Source organism: Streptomyces sp. NPDC079141 (assembly GCF_040686775.1).
Lineage (GTDB): Bacteria > Actinomycetota > Actinomycetes > Streptomycetales > Streptomycetaceae > Streptomyces.
Genome location: NZ_JBFBLP010000011.1, coordinates 243283 through 260541 on the forward strand (window position 1 = coordinate 243283; position 17259 = coordinate 260541).

At 73.5% G+C, this 17259-nt stretch carries 13 protein-coding genes and 1 pseudogene; 7 read left to right on the forward strand and 7 right to left on the reverse strand.

What is annotated here, in order from left to right:
* Genes AB0Q90_RS27820 through AB0Q90_RS27840 form a run of 5 tightly spaced genes read right to left on the reverse strand, consistent with a single transcriptional unit; the run spans position 1 to position 4375 of the window.
* Positions 1-870 carry a biotin-dependent carboxyltransferase family protein gene (locus AB0Q90_RS27820; protein ID WP_363164563.1) on the reverse strand — a complete coding sequence of 290 codons (870 nt, stop codon included), beginning with the start codon at positions 868-870 and terminating at the stop codon, positions 1-3.
* Positions 867-1493 carry a 5-oxoprolinase subunit PxpB gene (gene pxpB / locus AB0Q90_RS27825; protein ID WP_363164561.1) on the reverse strand — a complete coding sequence of 209 codons (627 nt, stop codon included), beginning with the start codon at positions 1491-1493 and terminating at the stop codon, positions 867-869. The genes AB0Q90_RS27820 and pxpB overlap by 4 nt, the downstream gene beginning before the upstream one ends.
* Positions 1490-2248, reverse strand: coding sequence for a 5-oxoprolinase subunit PxpA (locus AB0Q90_RS27830; RefSeq protein WP_363164560.1), 759 nt, complete (start codon positions 2246-2248; stop codon positions 1490-1492). Before AB0Q90_RS27830 ends, pxpB begins: the two co-directional genes overlap by 4 nt.
* A 19-nt stretch (positions 2249-2267) precedes the next feature.
* Complete coding sequence (locus tag AB0Q90_RS27835; RefSeq protein ID WP_363164559.1) at positions 2268-3089, reverse strand: putative hydro-lyase; 822 nt, start codon at positions 3087-3089, stop codon at positions 2268-2270.
* Complete coding sequence (locus AB0Q90_RS27840) at positions 3086-4375, reverse strand: MFS transporter (protein WP_363164558.1); 1290 nt, start codon at positions 4373-4375, stop codon at positions 3086-3088. The genes AB0Q90_RS27835 and AB0Q90_RS27840 overlap by 4 nt, the downstream gene beginning before the upstream one ends.
* Positions 4376-4545: 170 nt before the next feature.
* Here AB0Q90_RS27840 and AB0Q90_RS27845 point away from each other — a divergent pair, with 170 nt between their 5' ends.
* The 4 genes from AB0Q90_RS27845 to AB0Q90_RS27860 all read left to right on the forward strand — a co-directional run bounded on the left by AB0Q90_RS27845 (position 4546) and on the right by AB0Q90_RS27860 (position 12435).
* The gene (locus AB0Q90_RS27845; RefSeq protein ID WP_363164557.1) at positions 4546-5253 is read left to right on the forward strand and encodes a GntR family transcriptional regulator; all 708 of its coding nucleotides are present in this window, start codon (positions 4546-4548) and stop codon (positions 5251-5253) included.
* Positions 5254-5332: 79 nt separating this feature from the next.
* On the forward strand, positions 5333-6859 hold the full coding sequence (locus AB0Q90_RS27850) for a hypothetical protein (protein ID WP_363164556.1): 1527 nt from the start codon (positions 5333-5335) through the stop codon (positions 6857-6859).
* Between the two features lie 31 nt (positions 6860-6890).
* Positions 6891-7769 carry a hypothetical protein gene (locus AB0Q90_RS27855; RefSeq protein ID WP_363164555.1) on the forward strand — a complete coding sequence of 293 codons (879 nt, stop codon included), beginning with the start codon at positions 6891-6893 and terminating at the stop codon, positions 7767-7769.
* A gap of 37 nt (positions 7770-7806) precedes the next feature.
* Positions 7807-12435 (forward strand): hypothetical protein, encoded by a 4629-nt coding sequence (locus AB0Q90_RS27860; RefSeq protein WP_363164554.1) that lies wholly within the window; start codon positions 7807-7809, stop codon positions 12433-12435.
* Here the strand turns inward: AB0Q90_RS27860 and AB0Q90_RS27865 are convergent.
* Positions 12432-12566 (reverse strand): hypothetical protein, encoded by a 135-nt coding sequence (locus AB0Q90_RS27865; protein ID WP_363164553.1) that lies wholly within the window; start codon positions 12564-12566, stop codon positions 12432-12434. The genes AB0Q90_RS27860 and AB0Q90_RS27865 overlap by 4 nt on opposite strands.
* Here AB0Q90_RS27865 and AB0Q90_RS27870 point away from each other — a divergent pair.
* Positions 12507-12671, forward strand: a pseudogene (locus AB0Q90_RS27870) (NAD(P)/FAD-dependent oxidoreductase); the annotation flags it as partial. The gene AB0Q90_RS27865 and the pseudogene AB0Q90_RS27870 sit on opposite strands and share 60 nt — an antisense overlap.
* A gap of 226 nt (positions 12672-12897) precedes the next feature.
* Here AB0Q90_RS27870 and AB0Q90_RS27875 read toward each other — a convergent pair.
* Positions 12898-13518 (reverse strand): hypothetical protein, encoded by a 621-nt coding sequence (locus AB0Q90_RS27875; protein ID WP_363164638.1) that lies wholly within the window; start codon positions 13516-13518, stop codon positions 12898-12900.
* A 421-nt stretch (positions 13519-13939) separates the two neighbouring features.
* Between AB0Q90_RS27875 and AB0Q90_RS27880 the strand changes: the two genes are divergently transcribed.
* Both AB0Q90_RS27880 and AB0Q90_RS27885 read left to right on the forward strand, forming a co-directional pair.
* Positions 13940-16819: a nitrate- and nitrite sensing domain-containing protein gene (locus tag AB0Q90_RS27880; protein ID WP_363164552.1), complete on the forward strand. Its 2880-nt coding sequence runs from the start codon at positions 13940-13942 to the stop codon at positions 16817-16819.
* The gene (locus AB0Q90_RS27885; protein WP_363164551.1) at positions 16816-17253 is read left to right on the forward strand and encodes a roadblock/LC7 domain-containing protein; all 438 of its coding nucleotides are present in this window, start codon (positions 16816-16818) and stop codon (positions 17251-17253) included. The genes AB0Q90_RS27880 and AB0Q90_RS27885 overlap by 4 nt, the downstream gene beginning before the upstream one ends.
* The last annotated feature ends 6 nt before the right edge of the window (positions 17254-17259 follow it).

Below are 17259 nucleotides of genomic sequence, written 5' to 3' on the forward strand. Positions count from 1 at the left end.
TCAGCGCCTGCGCACCTCCAAGAAGCGGACCGGCGTACCCGGTACCGCCTGGGCCGCCGCCGGAAGATCCGCCGTGCGGACCACCCCGATCACCGGGTAGCCGCCCGTGGTGGGGTGGTCGGCCAGGAACACCACCGGTCTGCCGTCGGGCGGCACCTGGACCGCGCCCAGCACCATGCCCTCGCTGGGGAGTTCGCCGGTCACCGAGCGCTCCAGGGTCGGCCCCTCGGTGCGCAGGCCGATGCGGTTGCTCGCCGGTGACACGTGGTACGTCCGCGAAGTGAAGGTTCGCGCGGCCGTCGGCGTGAACCAGCCGTTGCGCGGGCCGAGCGTCACGCGCAGGACCAGCTCCGTGGGTGGCGCGGGCTGCGGGGCGACATCCACGCGCGCGTGGAGGTGCGTCGGGTGTCCCAGCGGCAGCACCGTGCCGTCGGTGAGCGGCGGCGGGCCCAGCCCGGACAGCAGGTCCGTGGAGCGGCTGGCAAGGACCGGCTCGACGGCGATGCCGCCGCAGACGGCCACGTAGCTGCGGAGGCCGGAGACGGCCGGTCCGACGTCCAGGACGGCGCCGGCGGGGACGCGCACCGGGGCGCCCCAGGCGACCGGGCGGCCGTCCACCGTGACCCGGCAGGGCGCGCCGACGACCGCCGCCGTGATGGTCGAACGCGGGCGCAGGGCAACGCCGTTGAGGGTGGTCTCCAGCACCGCCGCCTCGGGCGCGTTGCCGACCAGGCGGTTGGCCAGGGCCGCCGCCGGACCGTCCAGGGCGCCGGAGCGGGGCACGCCGAGGTGGGCGTGGCCGGGGCGGCCCGTGTCCTGCACGGTGGTGAGGGCTCCGGCGCGTACGACGGCCAGGGCGCGGTCCGTCATGAGGACCCCACCGGACCCTCCGGAACGAACCGCACGCGCGTCCCCGGTGCCAGCAGCGCCGCCGGTACGCGCGCGTGGTCCCACAGCACCGTCTCCGTGGTGCCGATCAGCTGCCAGCCACCCGGCGAGGAGCGCGGGTACACGCCCGTGTAGGGGCCGGCGAGGGCCACCGAACCTGCGGGGACGGCCGTGCGCGGGGTGGCCCGGCGCGGTACGTCGTAGCGCGCGGGCAGGCCGGTGAGATAGCCGAAGCCGGGTGCGAAACCGCAGAAGGCGACCGTGAACTCCGTGTCCGCGTGGATGCGGGCCACCTCCTCCTCGCGCACACCCCAGTGCGCGGCGACGTCCGCGAGGTCCGGGCCGTCGTAGCGCACCGGGAGTTCGACGACCTCACGCGCGCGTGGGGGTGTGGGTGGTACCTCGGAGGCGGTCAGTTCGGAGGCCAGGCGGGCCGGGTCCGGGACGCCGTCGAGGAGGACCGTGCGGGCCGCGGGGACGATCTCGCGGACGGACAGCGAGCCCTCCGCACGGCGGCGCAGCAGCTCCGCGTGCAGTGCCTGGGCCTGCTCGCCGGAGGACACCTCGACGAGCAGGGCGCCGTCGCCGACGGGCAGCGCCCTCATGCGAAGGCCTCCACCCGGACGCCCGCCTCCTGGAGCCGCTCGCGCACCCGGTGGGCCAGGTTCACCGCGCCGGGCGTGTCGCCGTGCAGGCACAGGGAACGCGCGCGTACCGCGATGCGCGTCCCGGAGTGGGCGTCGACCGTGCCGAAGCGGGCCATGCTCACCGACCGCTCCACGACGGCGTCCGGGTCGGTGACCACGGCGCCCTCCCGGTCGCGGGGCACCAGCGTGCCCTCGTCGGTGTAGGCGCGGTCCGCGAACGCCTCCGTGACGGTCGGCAGGCCCGCCTTCTCGGCCAGTTCCAGCAGGCGCGAGCCGGGCAGCCCGAGCACGGGCAGTGAAGCGTCGGCGAGGAGCACGCCGTCGGCGACCGCGCCGGCCTGCTCCTCGTCGTGCACGACGCGGTTGTAGAGCGCGCCGTGCGGCTTGACGTACGACACGCGCGTGCCCGCCGCGCGCGCGAAGACCTCCAGAGCGCCGATCTGGTAGGCCACCTCGGCGGTGAGTTCGGCGGGCGGCACGTCCATCGCGCGCCGTCCGAACCCCGCCAGGTCGCGGTAGGAGACCTGGGCGCCGATCCGTACCCCGCGCGCGGCGGCCAGTTCGCACACCCGCCGCATGGTGGCCGCGTCCCCGGCGTGGAATCCGCAGGCCACGTTGGCACTGGTGACGACGGACAGCAGCCGCTCGTCGTCGGTGAGACGCCAGCGGCCGAAGCCCTCGCCGAGGTCGGCGTTCAGATCGATCGGGGTCATGGATCCTTCGGGTTTTCTCTCAGGCCACGCGGTACTGCTCGTCGCGGGCGTCGGTCACGAACATCTGTCCCGGTGCGTGCGTGATGGCGAACGGCGGCCGCGAGGCCGTCACGGCGGCCTGCGGGGTCACCCCGCAGGCCCAGAACACCGGGATGTCGTCGGGCGCGGCGTCCACCGGGTCGCCGAAGTCGGGGCGGCCGAGGTCGTCGATGCCGAGCCCCGCGGGATCGCCGCAGTGCACCGGGCTGCCGTGCACCGCCGGGAGCAGACTGCTCTCCCGGATCGCGGCGGCCAGGTGCTCCGGCGGGACCGGCCGCATCGACACCACCATCGGGCCGTGCAGCCGTCCCGCCGGACGGCACTGACGGTCGGTCACGTACATCGGGACATTGCGGCCCTGCTCGATGTGGCGGATCGGGACACCCGCCTCGGTCAGCGCCCACTCGAAGGTGAAGCTGCACCCGATCAGGAACGACACCAGGTCGCCGCGCCAGTGCGCCCGCACGTCCGTCGGTTCGTCCACCAGCTCACCGTCCTGCCACACCCGGTAGCGCGGCAGATCGGTGCGCAGGTCCGCGCGCTCGGCGAGGACGGTCGTGGTGGACCCGGCGTCGGTGACGTCCAGCACCGGGCAGGGCTTGGGGTTGCGCTGGCAGAACAGCAGCATGTCGTACGCCCAGTCGGCGGGCACCGAGATCAGGTTGACCTGGGTGTGGCCGGCCGCGACGCCGGCGGTGGGGCCCGCAAGACCCGCGCGGAAGCGGGCCCGGGCGTCCCTCGGCCGCCACGCGTGCGCGTGCTCGTCGACGACGGTCAGGGGGCGGTCGTCCGTGCGGTTCACGCCAACTCCTTCCCGCGCGTCTCCGGCAGCCCGAGCAGGGCCAGCGCCGCCAGGCCGTAGCCGATCGCGCCGAAGACCAGTGCTCCGTCCACGCCCCAGCTGTCGGCCAGGAAGCCGACCGTCGTCGGGAAGACGGCGCCCACGGCGCGGCCGGTGTTGTACGTGAAGCCCTGTCCCGTGCCGCGCACCGCCGTCGGGTACAGCTCGCTCAGGAAGGACCCGAAGCCGCTGAAGATCGCCGACATGCAGAACCCGAGGGGGAAGCCGAGGATCAGCAGCAGGGTGTTGGCGCCGCTCGGGATGTTCGCGTACGCCAGGATGCACAGGGCCGACAGCAGTGCGAACAGCCAGATGTTGCGGCGCCGGCCCAGCCGGTCGGTGAGATAGCCGCCGGTCAGGTAGCCGAGGAAGGCGCCCGAGATCAGGAACGTCAGATAGCCGCCCGTACCGACGACCGACAGCTCGCGTTCCGTCTTCAGGTAGGTCGGCACCCATGTGGCCAGGGTGTAGTAGCCGCCTTGGACGCCGGTCGAGAGCAGGACCGCGAAGACCGTCGTGCGCAGCAGGCCGGGCTTGAAGATCGCCGCGAAGGATCCGCGCCCGGCGCTCCGCTCGCGCACCGCCACCGCCTGGGGCGCGTCATGAACGCGGCGCCGCATCCAGACCACGAGCAGCGCGGGCAGCGCGCCGGTCCAGAACATCACGCGCCAGGCGAGGTCGTCGCCGAGGAACGAGAAGACCAGCGTGTACATGATCACGGCCAGTGCCCAGCCCACGGCCCAGGAGCTCTGGATCGCGCCGAGGGTGCGGCCGCGGTGCTTCGCGCTCGCGTACTCGGCGACCAGGATCGCGCCGACCGCCCATTCGCCGCCGAACCCGAGGCCCTGGAGGGCGCGGAACACCAGCAGCGTCTCGTAGTTGGGCGCGAAGCCGCAGGCCACGGTGAAGACCGCGTACGTGATGACGGTGATCATCAGCGCCTTGACCCGGCCGATCCGGTCCGCCACCACGCCGGCCAGCGCGCCGCCCACCGCCGAGACCACGAGCGTGACCGTGGTGAACAGGCCGGTCTGGCCGCTGTCCAGGCCGAAGTACGCGGCCAGCGCCACCATGCTCAGCGGCAGGGTGAAGTAGTCGTAGGAGTCCAGGGCGTAGCCGCCGAACGCGCCGGCGAAGGCGCGGCGGCCTCGCGGGCCCAGGGCGCGCAGCCAGCCCAGCGCGCCGTCGTCGGCGCGTCGGTCATCTGTAGCGGGACGGGTGCGGGTGGTGGGAGGGGTCGTGCTCATGTGCACCTCGCAGAGGGAGACGGAGGGTGCTGGGACTGAGCCGTGCCGTGCGGAAGCGGTCGGCGCCGCGGTGAGGGAAGCGGCGCCGTGCAGAGCAACGTAGAGGATCGTTGAACGATCCCTCAATACCCGTGTTGTTTCGTTCTTGTGTCTGCGATTGAATTCCGGGCATGGCACAGCAGCTGACGGGTCTGGCCGACGACCGTGCCCTCCTGGGGCGCACCAGCACCGCCGAGCGGGTCTCGGACATCCTCAGGACCCGCATCGCCGAGGGGTACTTCCCGCCCGGCACCCGTCTGTCGGAGGACAGCATCGGCGGCGCCCTGGGCGTCTCCCGCAACACGCTCCGCGAGGCGTTCCGGCTGCTCACCCACGAACGCCTGCTCGTCCACGAGCTGAACCGGGGCGTCTTCGTGCGGGTCCTGAGCGTCGAGGACGTCGAGGACATCTACCGCACCCGCGGCCTGGTCGAGTGCGCGGTCGTCCGAGGGCTCGGCGAGCCGCCGTACGCGCTCGACGGCCTCGTCGAGGCGGTCGCCGAGGGGCAGCGGGCCGCTCACGAAGGTGACTGGAACGGCCTGGGTACGGCCAATATCCACTTCCACCGGGAGCTGGTCTCGCTGGCGGGCAGCGACCGCACCGACGAGCTGATGCGCAGCGTCTTCGCCGAACTGCGGCTCGCCTTCCACGTCGTGGACGACTCGCGCCGGCTGCACGAGCCGTATCTGGTCCGCAATCTGGAGATCCTCCAGGCCCTGCAGGACGGGGACCGGGACCGGGCCGAGCGGCTCCTCGCCGTCTACCTCGACGACTCCCTGCGCCGGGTCGTGGAGGTCTACCGGCGCCGGGTGGGCGAGGACGGCACGGGCCTCGGCTGAGGTCTGTCGTGCGGGAGTGACGCCCGTCGCTTCTGGGTCGTTTGGGTCGATGTCAGACCGAGGACCTAGTCTGTGCACCGTGACTTCGCCTGCACCGACGGACAGCGTTCCGCCCCAGCTCAGCGCGGGGCCGCGACCCGCGCCGGGTCCGGCCGCCGACGAGGGACTGGCGCGGCGGCTGCGCGCGCTCGCCTGCACCGCCCCGCTGCACGACCTCGACGCCCGCAAGGCCAACCTGGCGGGCGAGTACTCGGTGTACGGCATGGCCGAGGTGGCGCTCGCCGCCATCGACCTGGTCACCCTGAACATGGACTTCGACACGGGCGCCGACCACGACCAGATCGTGGCCCGGCTCATCCCGCGCATCGCCGCCCAGGCCCCGGGACGGCCCGTCGCCGAGCACGAGCGCGTGGCCCGCTGGGTCCTGGAGAACCTGATCAACGTCGGCAGTGTCGACCGCGGCTTCCGCGCCGTGTACGGCACCTTCGCGCCCGACGGCACCTATGTGCGCCGCGACTACGACTTCAAGCTGATCGAGGAGGTGCCGGGCCCCGGCGGCACGGTCTACCTCCGCACCACCGACGAGGCCGTCAACGTCCTCGTCGGCGCCCTCGACACCGACGTCACCAGCGCGCAGATCGCCGCCGAGGTCAAGCTGGAGGTGCTGATCAGCCGGGGCCGCCTGGCCGACGCCCAGCTCGCCGCCGAGCAGGCCCGGTACCGGACCGTGCAGTACTCGGAGACCCTGCGCAAGGCCCTGGACGCGACCCGGCGCAACGTCCGCGCGGTGGACTGGCTGAACGCCGTGCCCGACATGATCGCCGAGGCGCTGGACCATGTGGCCGACCGCTACCGGCACGAGAACGCGATCCTCACCAACATCCGCAAGGCCCGCGACGAGTCCGAGGACCCCGAGCAGAAGCGGCGGGCCGCCGAGCTGGTCGACATCGTCAAGGACTGCATCCGACGCCACACCCAGCTGCAGTCGCGCCTGCTGGAGGCCGGGCCGCTGTTCCGCGCGGAGCAGGACCGGCAGGCCTTCGCCACCCCCATGACGACCTCGGGGACAGACCTGTACGGGCATCTCGTCGCCCCCGTGCTGCCGCTGGCCGTGGGACAGGCCGTGCGCGTCACGGACGCGTTCTTCGCGCGCGGGACCGGGCTGCGCACCCCCGTGTCCGTCCGGGTCACGGATCTGGTCGACATACTGCTGACGCCGCCGGTGGAGCGGGAGCACCTGGGCGCGGAGATGCCCGAGCCGGACCTCATCGCGACCCCGGACGACAGCCGGTTCAGCGAGGAGCAGCTCGCCGCCGCGACGGAACTGCTGGACCTGCCCGCGGACGCCCCGCGGCGGCTGTCGGGGCTGCTGGCCGAGGCCAGACGGTCGGATCCCGATCTGCCGTATCTCGTGGCCCTGCTGGCGGTGCACGCGGCCAGCCCGCCGGTCGGTACCGCCTACCGGCAGGGCGAGGAGAAGCTGCTGTTCGCCGTGGACGACGGGACCGAGCTGGACGATCCCGAGTTCGGCGGGGCCGACCTCATCGTCGGCACGGCCCTGCTGGACGCGGCCGGGATGGCGGCGGACAGGACGGAAGCGGCATGAACCGAGTGACAGCGCAGCAAGGAGACCGACCGTGAGCGAGCACGTCGAGTGGAGTGAGCAGGAGACCGGCCCCGCACCGGTCTCCGCCGCCGTCACGCCCGCCGACGCCGCCGACGCGGCGCGGCTCGTCGCCTTCGGGCTCCAGCCCAAGCTGCAGCCGGCGCGCGATCAGGAGTACACGGAGCTGCTGCGCCGCTACCGGGAGGACCCGCCCTTCGCGCGGCTCGCGGACGCCGTGGCCGCCGGGCTCGGGCTGGTCGTGCTGGAGGTGTCCCCGCGCGCGGGGATGGCGGTGACCGCCGCCGAGGACTCGGTGTTCGCCGTGCGCATGGGCGACTACGCGAAGCGGACCTCGGCCGACTCCGGGGACCGCTTCCTGCACGGTCTCGCCCATCTCGCGGTGGCCGCCCTGGCGTTCCCGCGGCCCGAGGACCTCGCCGACGACGGCTACATCGGGCGGGTCTCCGTCAACGGCGTCGACGCGTTCGTCCGCCAGGCCTGCCGGCGGCTGGAGGAGCGCGCCGAGGAACAGGGCGAGAACACCGACCCGGCCACCGACGCGCCCGGTCTGGAGGCCGCCTGGCGGATCTGGGCCAGACGCTCCGCCACCGGCGCCACCAAGGACGCCCGCAGACTCGCCGGTTCCACCACCGGCATCGTCGGCAAGGCCGTCGCCTTCCTCACCGACTCCGGCTTCCTGCAGCGGACGGGCGACGACAACGGCGGCACGTACCGCACGACCGCCCGCTACCAGCTCCAGGTCCGCGACATGGCCGGCAGCGCCGCGCTGGCCGAGCTGCTGGAGCTGGGCGTCGTCCCCGTCACCGACGGCACGGCGACGCTGCTGCCGCCCGAGGACGGCGACGACCTGGAGCTGGTGGCCGACGCCGGGCTGCCGTTCCACTCCTGAACTCCCCCCACCTGCCGAAGACTTACGAGAGTCCGCCATGTACGAGCTGTCCCGGGTCCGCCTCTACTCCATCGGGCCCGCCGGTGCGCGCTATGCCGACACCGTGCTTGACCTGCGGGGTGTCGGTGAGCCCGTGCCCGACCCCGCGCCCACCCAGGCGGAGTTCTTCGAGGAGGAGCCCGTCGGCCCGCCGCGCCGGCCCGCGCCCGCCGGCGTGCTCTTCCTGGAGAACGGCGGCGGCAAGTCCGTACTCCTGAAGCTGATCTTCTCCGTGATGCTGCCGGGCCACCGCAACACCCTGGGCGGCGCCAGCTCCGGTGTGCTGCGCAAGTTCCTGCTCGCCGACGACTGCGGGCATGTCGCCCTGGAGTGGCAGCACACGCTCACCGGCGAGTGCGTCGTCGTCGGCAAGGTCAGCGAATGGCGGGGACGGCAGGTCTCCAACGACCCGCGGAAGTTCGCCGAGGCCTGGTACTCCTTCCGGCCCGGCCCCGGGCTCAGCCTGGACAACCTCCCCGTCGCCGAGTCCACCGCCGTACGGCCCGCCGTGGAGGGCCAGTCGGGAGCGCAGGGCCGCCGCCGCACGATGAAGGGCTTCCGGGACGCCCTCACCGAGGCGGGCAAGGCGTACCCGCACCTGGAGGTGCACTGGGAGGAGATCCACGACCGCTGGATCGAGCACCTCGGCGACCTCGGCCTGGACCCCGAACTCTTCCGTTACCAGCGGGAGATGAACGCCGACGAGGGCGAGGCGGCCGGTCTCTTCGCGGTCAAGAAGGACTCCGACTTCACCGACCTGCTGCTGCGCGCGGTCACGGACACCCGGGACACCGACGGGCTCGCCGACCTGGTCAGCGGATTCGGCAACAAGCTGGGCCGCCGCGCCGAGCTGATGGCCGAACGGGATTTCACCGCCGGGTCGGTCGACCTGCTCGGACGGATCGTCGAGGCGGCCGAGGTCCGCTCACGCGCGCGGGACATCCACGCCGGGGCCGAGCGGCGCACCAGGACGCTGGCCCGCCGGCTCTCCGCGCGCGGCGTGCAGGAGCGCGTGCGGGCTGCCGACCTCGCCCAGCGGGTCACCGCCGCCGCATACGCCGTCACGCACGCCGAGGCGGCGCGGCAGCGCAGCGCCTCGGTCGCCGCCGAACTCGCCTACCGGCACGCCTCGCTGGCGCTCGCCGCCGCCGAGAAGTCGGCGGCCGCACAGAAGCGCGAGCTCGCCGACGCACGCACCCTGCACTCCGCCTGGCAGGCCGCCGAGGCCGTGCTGCGCCACCGCGCCGCCGCCGACCGGGTCGCGCGCGTGGCCGCCGCGATCCAGGAGGCCGAACGCGACGCGGCCCCCGCGCTCGCCGCCCGCGCAAAGGCCGCCGTCGACCTCGTACGGGCGCTGCACGCGGCCGCGGAGAGCGCCGAGAACCTCGCCAACGAGGGCGAGGAGCGCTCGGCCGCCCTCCAGGAGGTCGGCGAGGCCGCCCACCGGGACGCCACCTCCGCCGCCACCGAGGCCCAGCGGGCCCGCAGTGAGGTCGGGCACCTCAAGCAGCGGCTCGCCGAGGTCGAGCAGGAGACGGCCGAGGCCGTGCGCGCCGGCTGGCTCGACGACAGCGCCCCGGACGCCGACCCGGCCCGCGCCGCCCTCGCCGCGAGCGACGCCGAGAAGACGGCCGTCGCCGCCTGGGACACCGCGCGCGAGGCCTCCCGACGGGCGTCGGAGCACGCGCGCGAGGCGGCCGCCACGGAGTCACGCGCGGAGCTGACCGCGGCCCGCGCGGCCGACGCGGCGACCGCGGCGGAGCGGTCGTACGAGGCCGAGCGCCGGCTCGCGGAGGCGCTGGCGGCCGAGGAACGGCTGGCGGAGCTGCTCAGCCTGACCGGAGAGACAAGAGGGGCCCTGCCGCAGCCCCGCCAGGAGAGCGACGGCCCGCACGGGCTGAGCCCCGAGGAACTCGACCGGTTCGCCGACGAGTTGCGCGAACTCCTCGACGACGCCGTCTCCTCCGCCGAACGGCAGCTGTTCGAGCTGCGGACGGCCGCCGCCGACGACTCCCGGATCCTCGGCGCGCTCGGCGACGGCGGACTGCTGCCGCCCGGTCCGGACGTGCTGGCGACCGTGGAGTTCCTCGGCGAGCAGGGCATCCCCGCACTGCCCGGCTGGCGCTACCTCGCCCAGGCCGTCGACCCCACCGACCACGCGCGCGTGCTGGCCGCCCGACCCGAGCTGGTCGACGGCGTGATCATCACCGACCCGCACACGCACGCGCGTGCCCGCGAGGTACTCGGCGACGCGGCGCTGCTGCCCCGGTCCGCCGTGGCCGTCGGCACCGCCGCCGCCCTGCTCGCGCCGACGCCGGGCACGGACACGCAGAGCGGCGACGTCTTCCTCGTACCGCCGAACCCGGCCATGCACGACGAGCACGCCGCCGACGAGGAGCGGCAGGCGCTGCGCGCGCGGGCGACCGAACGCGACGAGGAGATCCGCAACCTCGCCGCGCGGCTCGGCAAGGACCGGGAGCTGGCCGCGCGGCTCGCCTCCTGGCGCACCGGCTGCCCCGCCGGACGGATGGCCGAGCTGGGCGAGGCCGCCGGACAGACGCGCGCGTTCGCCGAGGAGAGCGAGGCCGAGCTGGCCGAGGCGCGGACCGTGCGCGCCGAGGCCGACGAAGCCGCCGCCGAGGCCGCCCAGGCGCGCGACGAGCGGCAGGAGGCCGCGCAGAAGGCCCGGCGGGCCGCCGACGCCCTCGCCGGACTCGCCTTCCGGCTGCGCGAGCGCTCCGGCTGGCAGGCCCGCCTGCGCGAACTCGCCGACGAGGCCGCCGAGTCGGAGGCCCGGGCCCAGGTCTGCCTGGAGCGCGCCCGCGCCGCCGACGAGGACCGGCGCGCCGCCCAGCGCGCCGCCGACGACGCCCGGCGCACCGCACGTGCGCTGCGCGCCGAGCGCTCCGAGATCGCGGGCGCCCCCGACGACGTACCGGAGACCGAGGCGGATGCTCCCAAGGCGTCGCTGCCCGCCCTGCGCGAGGCCTATCGGGCTGCCTCGCAGGTGTACGAGAAGGTCGGTGTGGGCGCCGATCTGCGGGCCGAGCAGGCCCGCGCGGAGAGCGACGAGAGCGCGGCGCGCGCGGAGTTGGACCGGCTGAGCAACAAGGTCCGCACGCGCGCGGAGCAGCTGCTTCAGTCGCCCGACGGCTCCGACGGACCCTCCCGGCAGGCGGCCGCCGCGCGCGCGGAGGAGCTCGTACAGCTCCTGGAGACCCGTATGTCGACCGCGAGCGAGCAGCTCGGGCGGCTGCGCGGCGAGGCCGAGCGGCACGCGCCCGAGGACGGCGAGGCGCACACCGAGCTGTCCGAAGGGCTTCAGCCGCGCGACGCCGAGCACGCCCAGGCGCTGCTGCGCACGGCGACCGCCGAACTCGCCTCGCGCACCGAGGCACTCGGCCAGGCCCGCGAGGCCCACGCCGAACTGCTCGACGCACACCGCGCCGCCGAGGACGCGGCCGGCGGCTTCGACGAGATCGCCGCGATGCTCCGCGACCTGCTGCGCGAGCACGCCGCCGAGGAGGAGCAGGAGGAGCCCGAGCCGTACCCGGGGAGCCTGGAGGAGGCCCGGCAGTCCGCCGCCGAGGCCCGCCGGTCCCTGCGCGGCTGCGCCGCAGACCTGTCCGCCGCCGAGGCCGCCGTACGCGAGGCGAGCGACGTTCTCGTGCGGCACGCCAACGCCACGCGCTACGAGCAGGTGCGCACGCCCGCGCGGCAGCAGATCCGTGAGCTGCCCGCCTCCGCGCTGCCCGAGCACGCCCAGAAGTGGGCGGACGCGTTCGCGCCCCGACTGCGGGTCCTCACCGACGAGTTGGAGCAGCTGGAGCGCAACCGCGACTCGATCGTGGACCGGTTGCGCGGGCTGGTGGAGTCGGCGCTCGCCACCCTGCGGTCGGCCCAGCGGCTCTCCCGGCTGCCGGAGGGCCTCGGCGAGTGGTCCGGGCAGGAGTTCCTGCGCATCCGCTTCGAGGAGCCCGACCAGGCCACGCTCACCGAGCGGCTCGGGGAGGTCATCGACGAGGCGACCCGCGCGGCGGTGAAGAAGAACTCCGACCTGCGCCGCGACGGAATGTCCCTGCTGCTGCGCGGTGTCGGCGCCGCCCTCCAGCCCAAGGGCATCGCCGTGGAGATCCTCAAGCCCGACGCCGTGCTGCGCGCCGAGCGCGTGCCGGTCGGGCAGATGGGCGACGTGTTCTCCGGCGGTCAGCTGCTCACCGCCGCCATCGCGCTGTACTGCACGATGGCCGCGCTCCGGTCCAACGACCGGGGCCGGGACAAGCACCGGCACGCGGGCACGCTGTTCCTCGACAACCCAATCGGGCGTGCCAACGCGACATACCTGCTGGAGCTCCAGCGGGCCGTGTCGGACGCCCTGGGAGTCCAGCTGCTGTACACCACAGGGCTGTTCGACACGACCGCCCTCGCCGAGTTCCCGCTGGTCATCCGGCTGCGGAACGACGCCGACCTCAGGGCGGGCCTGAAGTACATCAGCGTGGAGGAGCACCTCCGCCCGGGGCTGCCGCAGCAGGCCCGGACGGAGGAGGCGGTGCACAGCGAGATCACGGCGACGCGGATGTTCAAGCGGCCCCAGGCCCAGCCGGCCCAGGAGCCCCAGCAGGCCTAAAGGGCGTCCTCCTTCAGCAGATCCGCGCACTTCTCGCCGATCATCATCGTCGTGACGCACGGGTTGGCGGCCTTGCCGACGGGGCACCGGCCGACGGAGGCTTCCTCGCCCTCTACAAGAGGGACGGCCACACGACCGCCGTACTCTCCGTGGACCGCCCACGCCCGTTCATGCGGGCACGACGTGAGCTTGCGCGGGAGGGGGGGGAGGGGCGGGTGGGGTCGGCTGCGTGTTGAGGGCTGGGAGGGGGGCGCGGAGGTGCCTGAGGGGGCGGAGGGTCGGCACGCGAACTCTCGGAGCCCCGGCGACTGTCCAACGTCCCGGTGGCCGTCCAGCGTCCCAGTAACCGTCCAGCGTCCCAGTGACTGTCCACCCAGGCGACTGAACCCCCAGCGGGAAGGCCGACTTGGGCCGCCCACTCGGCGGCGGCAGCGTCCGCCGCCCGTCCCGCCCGTCCGCCCGTCAGGGGTGCGACAGCTGCCCGGTGCCGCCCTGCCCGCGTATCCGCTCCTGGGCCCGCTCGGCGGTCCGTGCCTGTCGCCGTGCCCTGCGCCGCTCGCGTCGCAGCGCACGCGCGGTGCTGCTCGGCGCCGAGACCACGCCGTTGCGCTGGTTCCACACCTGGCGGGTCACCCAGACGTCGAGCGCGCCCCAGGTGGCCACCACCGTGCTGGCCACACTGCTGAGCACCATCGGGAACGCCAGCCACGATCCGGCCAAGGTGCACAGGAAGGCCACCATCGCCTGTATCAGCGTCACGGCGATGATCAGCACGGCCCGAACTGCCGCCGTGCGCACCGGATCGGGCATCCTCCGGCGCCGCGCCGGCTCCTCGACCCACAGCGGCCGGTAAGGCGCCTGCTCGCGCGCCGTCGCACGCTCGGCGGAGCCTTCGCCGACCCGGCCGGCACCCGCGTACGGTGCCGGTCGGCGGTCGGTCTCCGGACAAAGATCGTCTGCGCCCATGACCGCACGCCCCCGTGCCGGAATGTCGTGATCCGGCGCCTGGACGCCCTGTCGCACCGTCGAAGGCGCCGTCGCCCCGCTCTCGTCGGATGCCACGCGCCGCTCCGCCGTGCCCATCAACGTGTCACTCCCCACCGCCAGCACACCCCTCGCTCCTGCGCCCGAAGACCCGGCTCCCCAGTGGCTGCCCGGCTTGCGCTGTTTTACGCCGCCCGGTGACGGGATGCGGCTCCTGTGGCCGATTCCGCCCCCATTTCCCGTAGAGAAGGACGAACGACGCGCCCGGAAGATTCCCGATGACGGAAGAAAACCGGCCAACTGACCTGACAGGGCGGCCGGATTGGTTTCGGTGGCAGACGCCGGATTCGGGGAGGCAATCTCCCGTAATGATCGGACAACTCCCCATGTCTTGACCCTGGTGCGGAAGTTCGGCTTCCGGATGACTCTTCGAGTTACGCATGCGTCGGTAGTAGGCTCGCGCCGTTTGTTGACGTACATGTGTGCCCCCGGGCCGGCGGGGGTCGAGCTGGGGGAGGCCATGCGCTTTCGCGGGAAGTCCATCCGCCGGAAGATCGTGGCGTTGCTTCTCGTGCCGCTGGTGTCCCTGAGTGCGATCTGGGGCTTCGCCACGGTACTGACGGGACGCGAGGCACAAGAGCTGTTCAACGTGTCCTCCGTCGTTGAGAAGATCGCCTACCCCATCGAGGACACCGTCCGGGTGCTCCAGCAGGAACGTCGCCAGACCCTCGTCTACCTGGCCGACCCACGGGCCTCCGACGGGCTCGCCGCCCTCAGGCGCAGCCGCATCGCCACGGACAAGGCCGTCTCCGAGATCCGCAGGAACGCGGAGAAGCCGGACGTGCGTGACGCGATGGGCCAGGGCACGGACGAGCGCATGACCGCCGTCCTGGACGCCTTCGACGGCATCACGTCCCTGCGGCGCAGCATCGAGGACGGCACCGTCAACCGCGCCCAGGCCCTCAAGCTCTACAACGACATGGTCGAGCCCTGCTACATCCTGCTCGCCAACCTCCATGTCGTCGACAACGTGGAGATGGACAAGCAGTACCGCGCCCTGGTCAGCCTCGCCCGCGCCCGTGAACTGCTCTCCCGCGAGGACGCCCTGCTCGGCTCCGCCCTCGTCGTCGGCAGGCTCTCCCGCGAAGAGGTCCGCCAGGTCTCCGACTACGCCGCCCAGCGCACCCTGATCTACGAGGTCAACCTCGCGCTCCTGCCCTCCTGGGAGCGCGACCGCTTCAAGCGCTTCTGGAAGAACGCCGACACCGCCCGCCTCTTCGTGGCCGAGGACTCCGCCGTCGCGGCCGGCCCCGGCACACCGAGCGGTGTCACCGCGAAGAGCTGGGACACCGCGGCGGGCCATGTGCTGGAAGAGCTCGGCAAGCTCAACGACGAGGCGGGCGACCGCTATCAGGACCGCGTCCGTCCCGTCGCGATGGGCGTCATCGCCAAGGCCGCCATCGCCGGCGTCCTCGGTCTGATCGCCCTGCTGGTCTCGCTGTTCCTCTCCGTGCGCATCGGCCGCGGTCTCATCCGCGACCTGCGGCAGCTGCGCCTGGAGGCCCACGAGGCGTCCGGCGTCCGACTGCCCAGCGTGATGCGCCGTCTGTCCGTCGGCGAACAGGTTGACGTGGAGACCGAGGTCCCGCGCCTGGAGTACGACAAGAACGAGATCGGCGAGGTCGGCCAGGCCCTCAACACCCTCCAGCGAGCTGCGGTCGAGGCCGCCGTCAAGCAGGCCGAGCTCCGTGCCGGCGTCTCCGAGGTCTTCGTCAACCTCGCCCGTCGCAGCCAGGTGCTCCTTCACAAGCAGCTCACCCTTCTCGACACCATGGAACGCCGGACCGAGGACACCGACGAACTCGCCGACCTGTTCCGCCTCGACCACCTGACCACTCGTATGCGCCGGCACGCCGAGGGCCTGGTGATCCTCTCCGGCGCCGCCCCCTCCCGGCAGTGGCGCAAACCCGTCCAGCTCATGGACGTGGTGCGGGCCGCCGTCGCCGAGGTCGAGGACTACGAGCGCATCGAGGTACGCCGCCTTCCGCGCGTCGCCGTCACCGGACCGGCGGTCGCGGACCTCACCCATCTCGTGGCCGAACTCCTGGAGAACGCCACGGTGTTCTCCCCGCCGCACACCGCCGTCCATGTGCTCGGCGATCGTGTCGCCAACGGCTTCACCCTGGAGATCCACGACCGCGGACTCGGAATGGCCGCCGACGCTCTCCTGGACGCCAACCTCCGGCTCGCCGAGACCCCCGAGTTCGAGCTCTCCGACACCGACCGGCTCGGCCTCTTCGTGGTCAGCCGGCTCGCCCAGCGGCAGAACGTCCGCGTCTCCCTGCAGCCGTCGCCCTACGGCGGCACCACGGCCGTCGTGTTCATTCCCGACGCCCTGCTGACGGACGACATCCCCGACACCAACGGCATCGGCTTCCGCCTCGACCGGCCCGGCCCCTCCAAGGAAGCCGAGTTGGAGGAGAGCCGTCGGCTGGAGGAGGCCGGCCGTCTGGACGAGAGCCGCCGGAGCGCTCTCGCCCAAGTGCCCGTGCAGCTGCCGGGCCTGCCCTCGAAGCTGCTGGACGGCCCGGTCGAACTGGAGGCGCCAGTCGACCTGGACGCCCTGGACGACTTCCCGGACGCGTTGGACGACGAGGACGGCGAGCGCGGCGGGCTGTTCCGGCCCCGCCGCTCCCACCTCAGCCGCGCCCAGGACACCACCGACGCCCGACACGACGACCACGCCCGCCAGGAACCGCCCACCTCCGGCGGCCTTGGGCACGACGCCACGGACAACCACCTCAGCGCCCCGGTGCCGCTGCCCCGCCGGCATGCGCCCAAGCTGGTCAGCTCCCATGGACGTCCGGTCGCCGAGCGCCGGGGCGGGACTGCCGACGGGCCGGCGTCTGGCCCGAGCAACCCGCAGCCGGCTCCCACCGCGGCGCTGCCGACCCGGCGCGGCGGGGCCGCACCCCTGCGCCGCGGCCCCGGCGCATCGGATCCGCCCGGGGCGCGAGCCGACACCGCGGCGGCCGCCGGCCGGGACGGTACCGGGGAGCCCCCCGCACTGCCCCGACGCACCCGTCGCGCCGCGATCGAATCCAGCAGGACGGACGCACCGGACCGCCGTCCGGCCCCCACGGAGCACCAGACCGGCTCCGACACGGGACCGCTGCCCCGGCGCGTACGACAGGCGAACCTCGCCCCGCAGCTCCGACAGGACCCCGTCCGGCCCACCGAGGACCGGGTGGAGCCCGTCGAACGGGACGCGGACGAGGTACGCAGCCGCATGGCCTCGCTCCAGCGCGGCTGGCAGCGGGGCCGCGACGAGAACGCCGCGGGCGACGACGCCCACAGCGGCACAGCACCACGAGGAACGACAAAGGGGGACGGTCGATGACCGCACCGAAGGTGACCGGCCATACAGCGACCAACAAGTCCGGGGAACTCAACTGGCTCCTCGACGACCTGGTGGATCGCGTCGCCAGTATCCGCAAGGCCATCGTGCTCTCCGGGGACGGCCTGCCGACGGGCGCGTCCAAGGACCTGACCCGGGAGGACAGCGAGCACCTGGCCGCCGTCGCCTCCGGATTCCACAGCCTCGCCAAGGGCGTGGGCCGCCACTTCGAGGCCGGCAGCGTGCGCCAGACGGTCGTCGAACTCGACGACGCGTTCCTGTTCGTGACGGCCGCGGGAGACGGCAGCTGCCTGGCCGTCCTCTCGGCTGCCGACTCCGACGTCGGCCAGGTCGCCTACGAGATGACCCTCCTGGTCAAGCGCGTCGGTGTACATCTGGCCGCGGCTCCACGCACCGATCTGCCCTCTGGCGGGTAGTGGGAT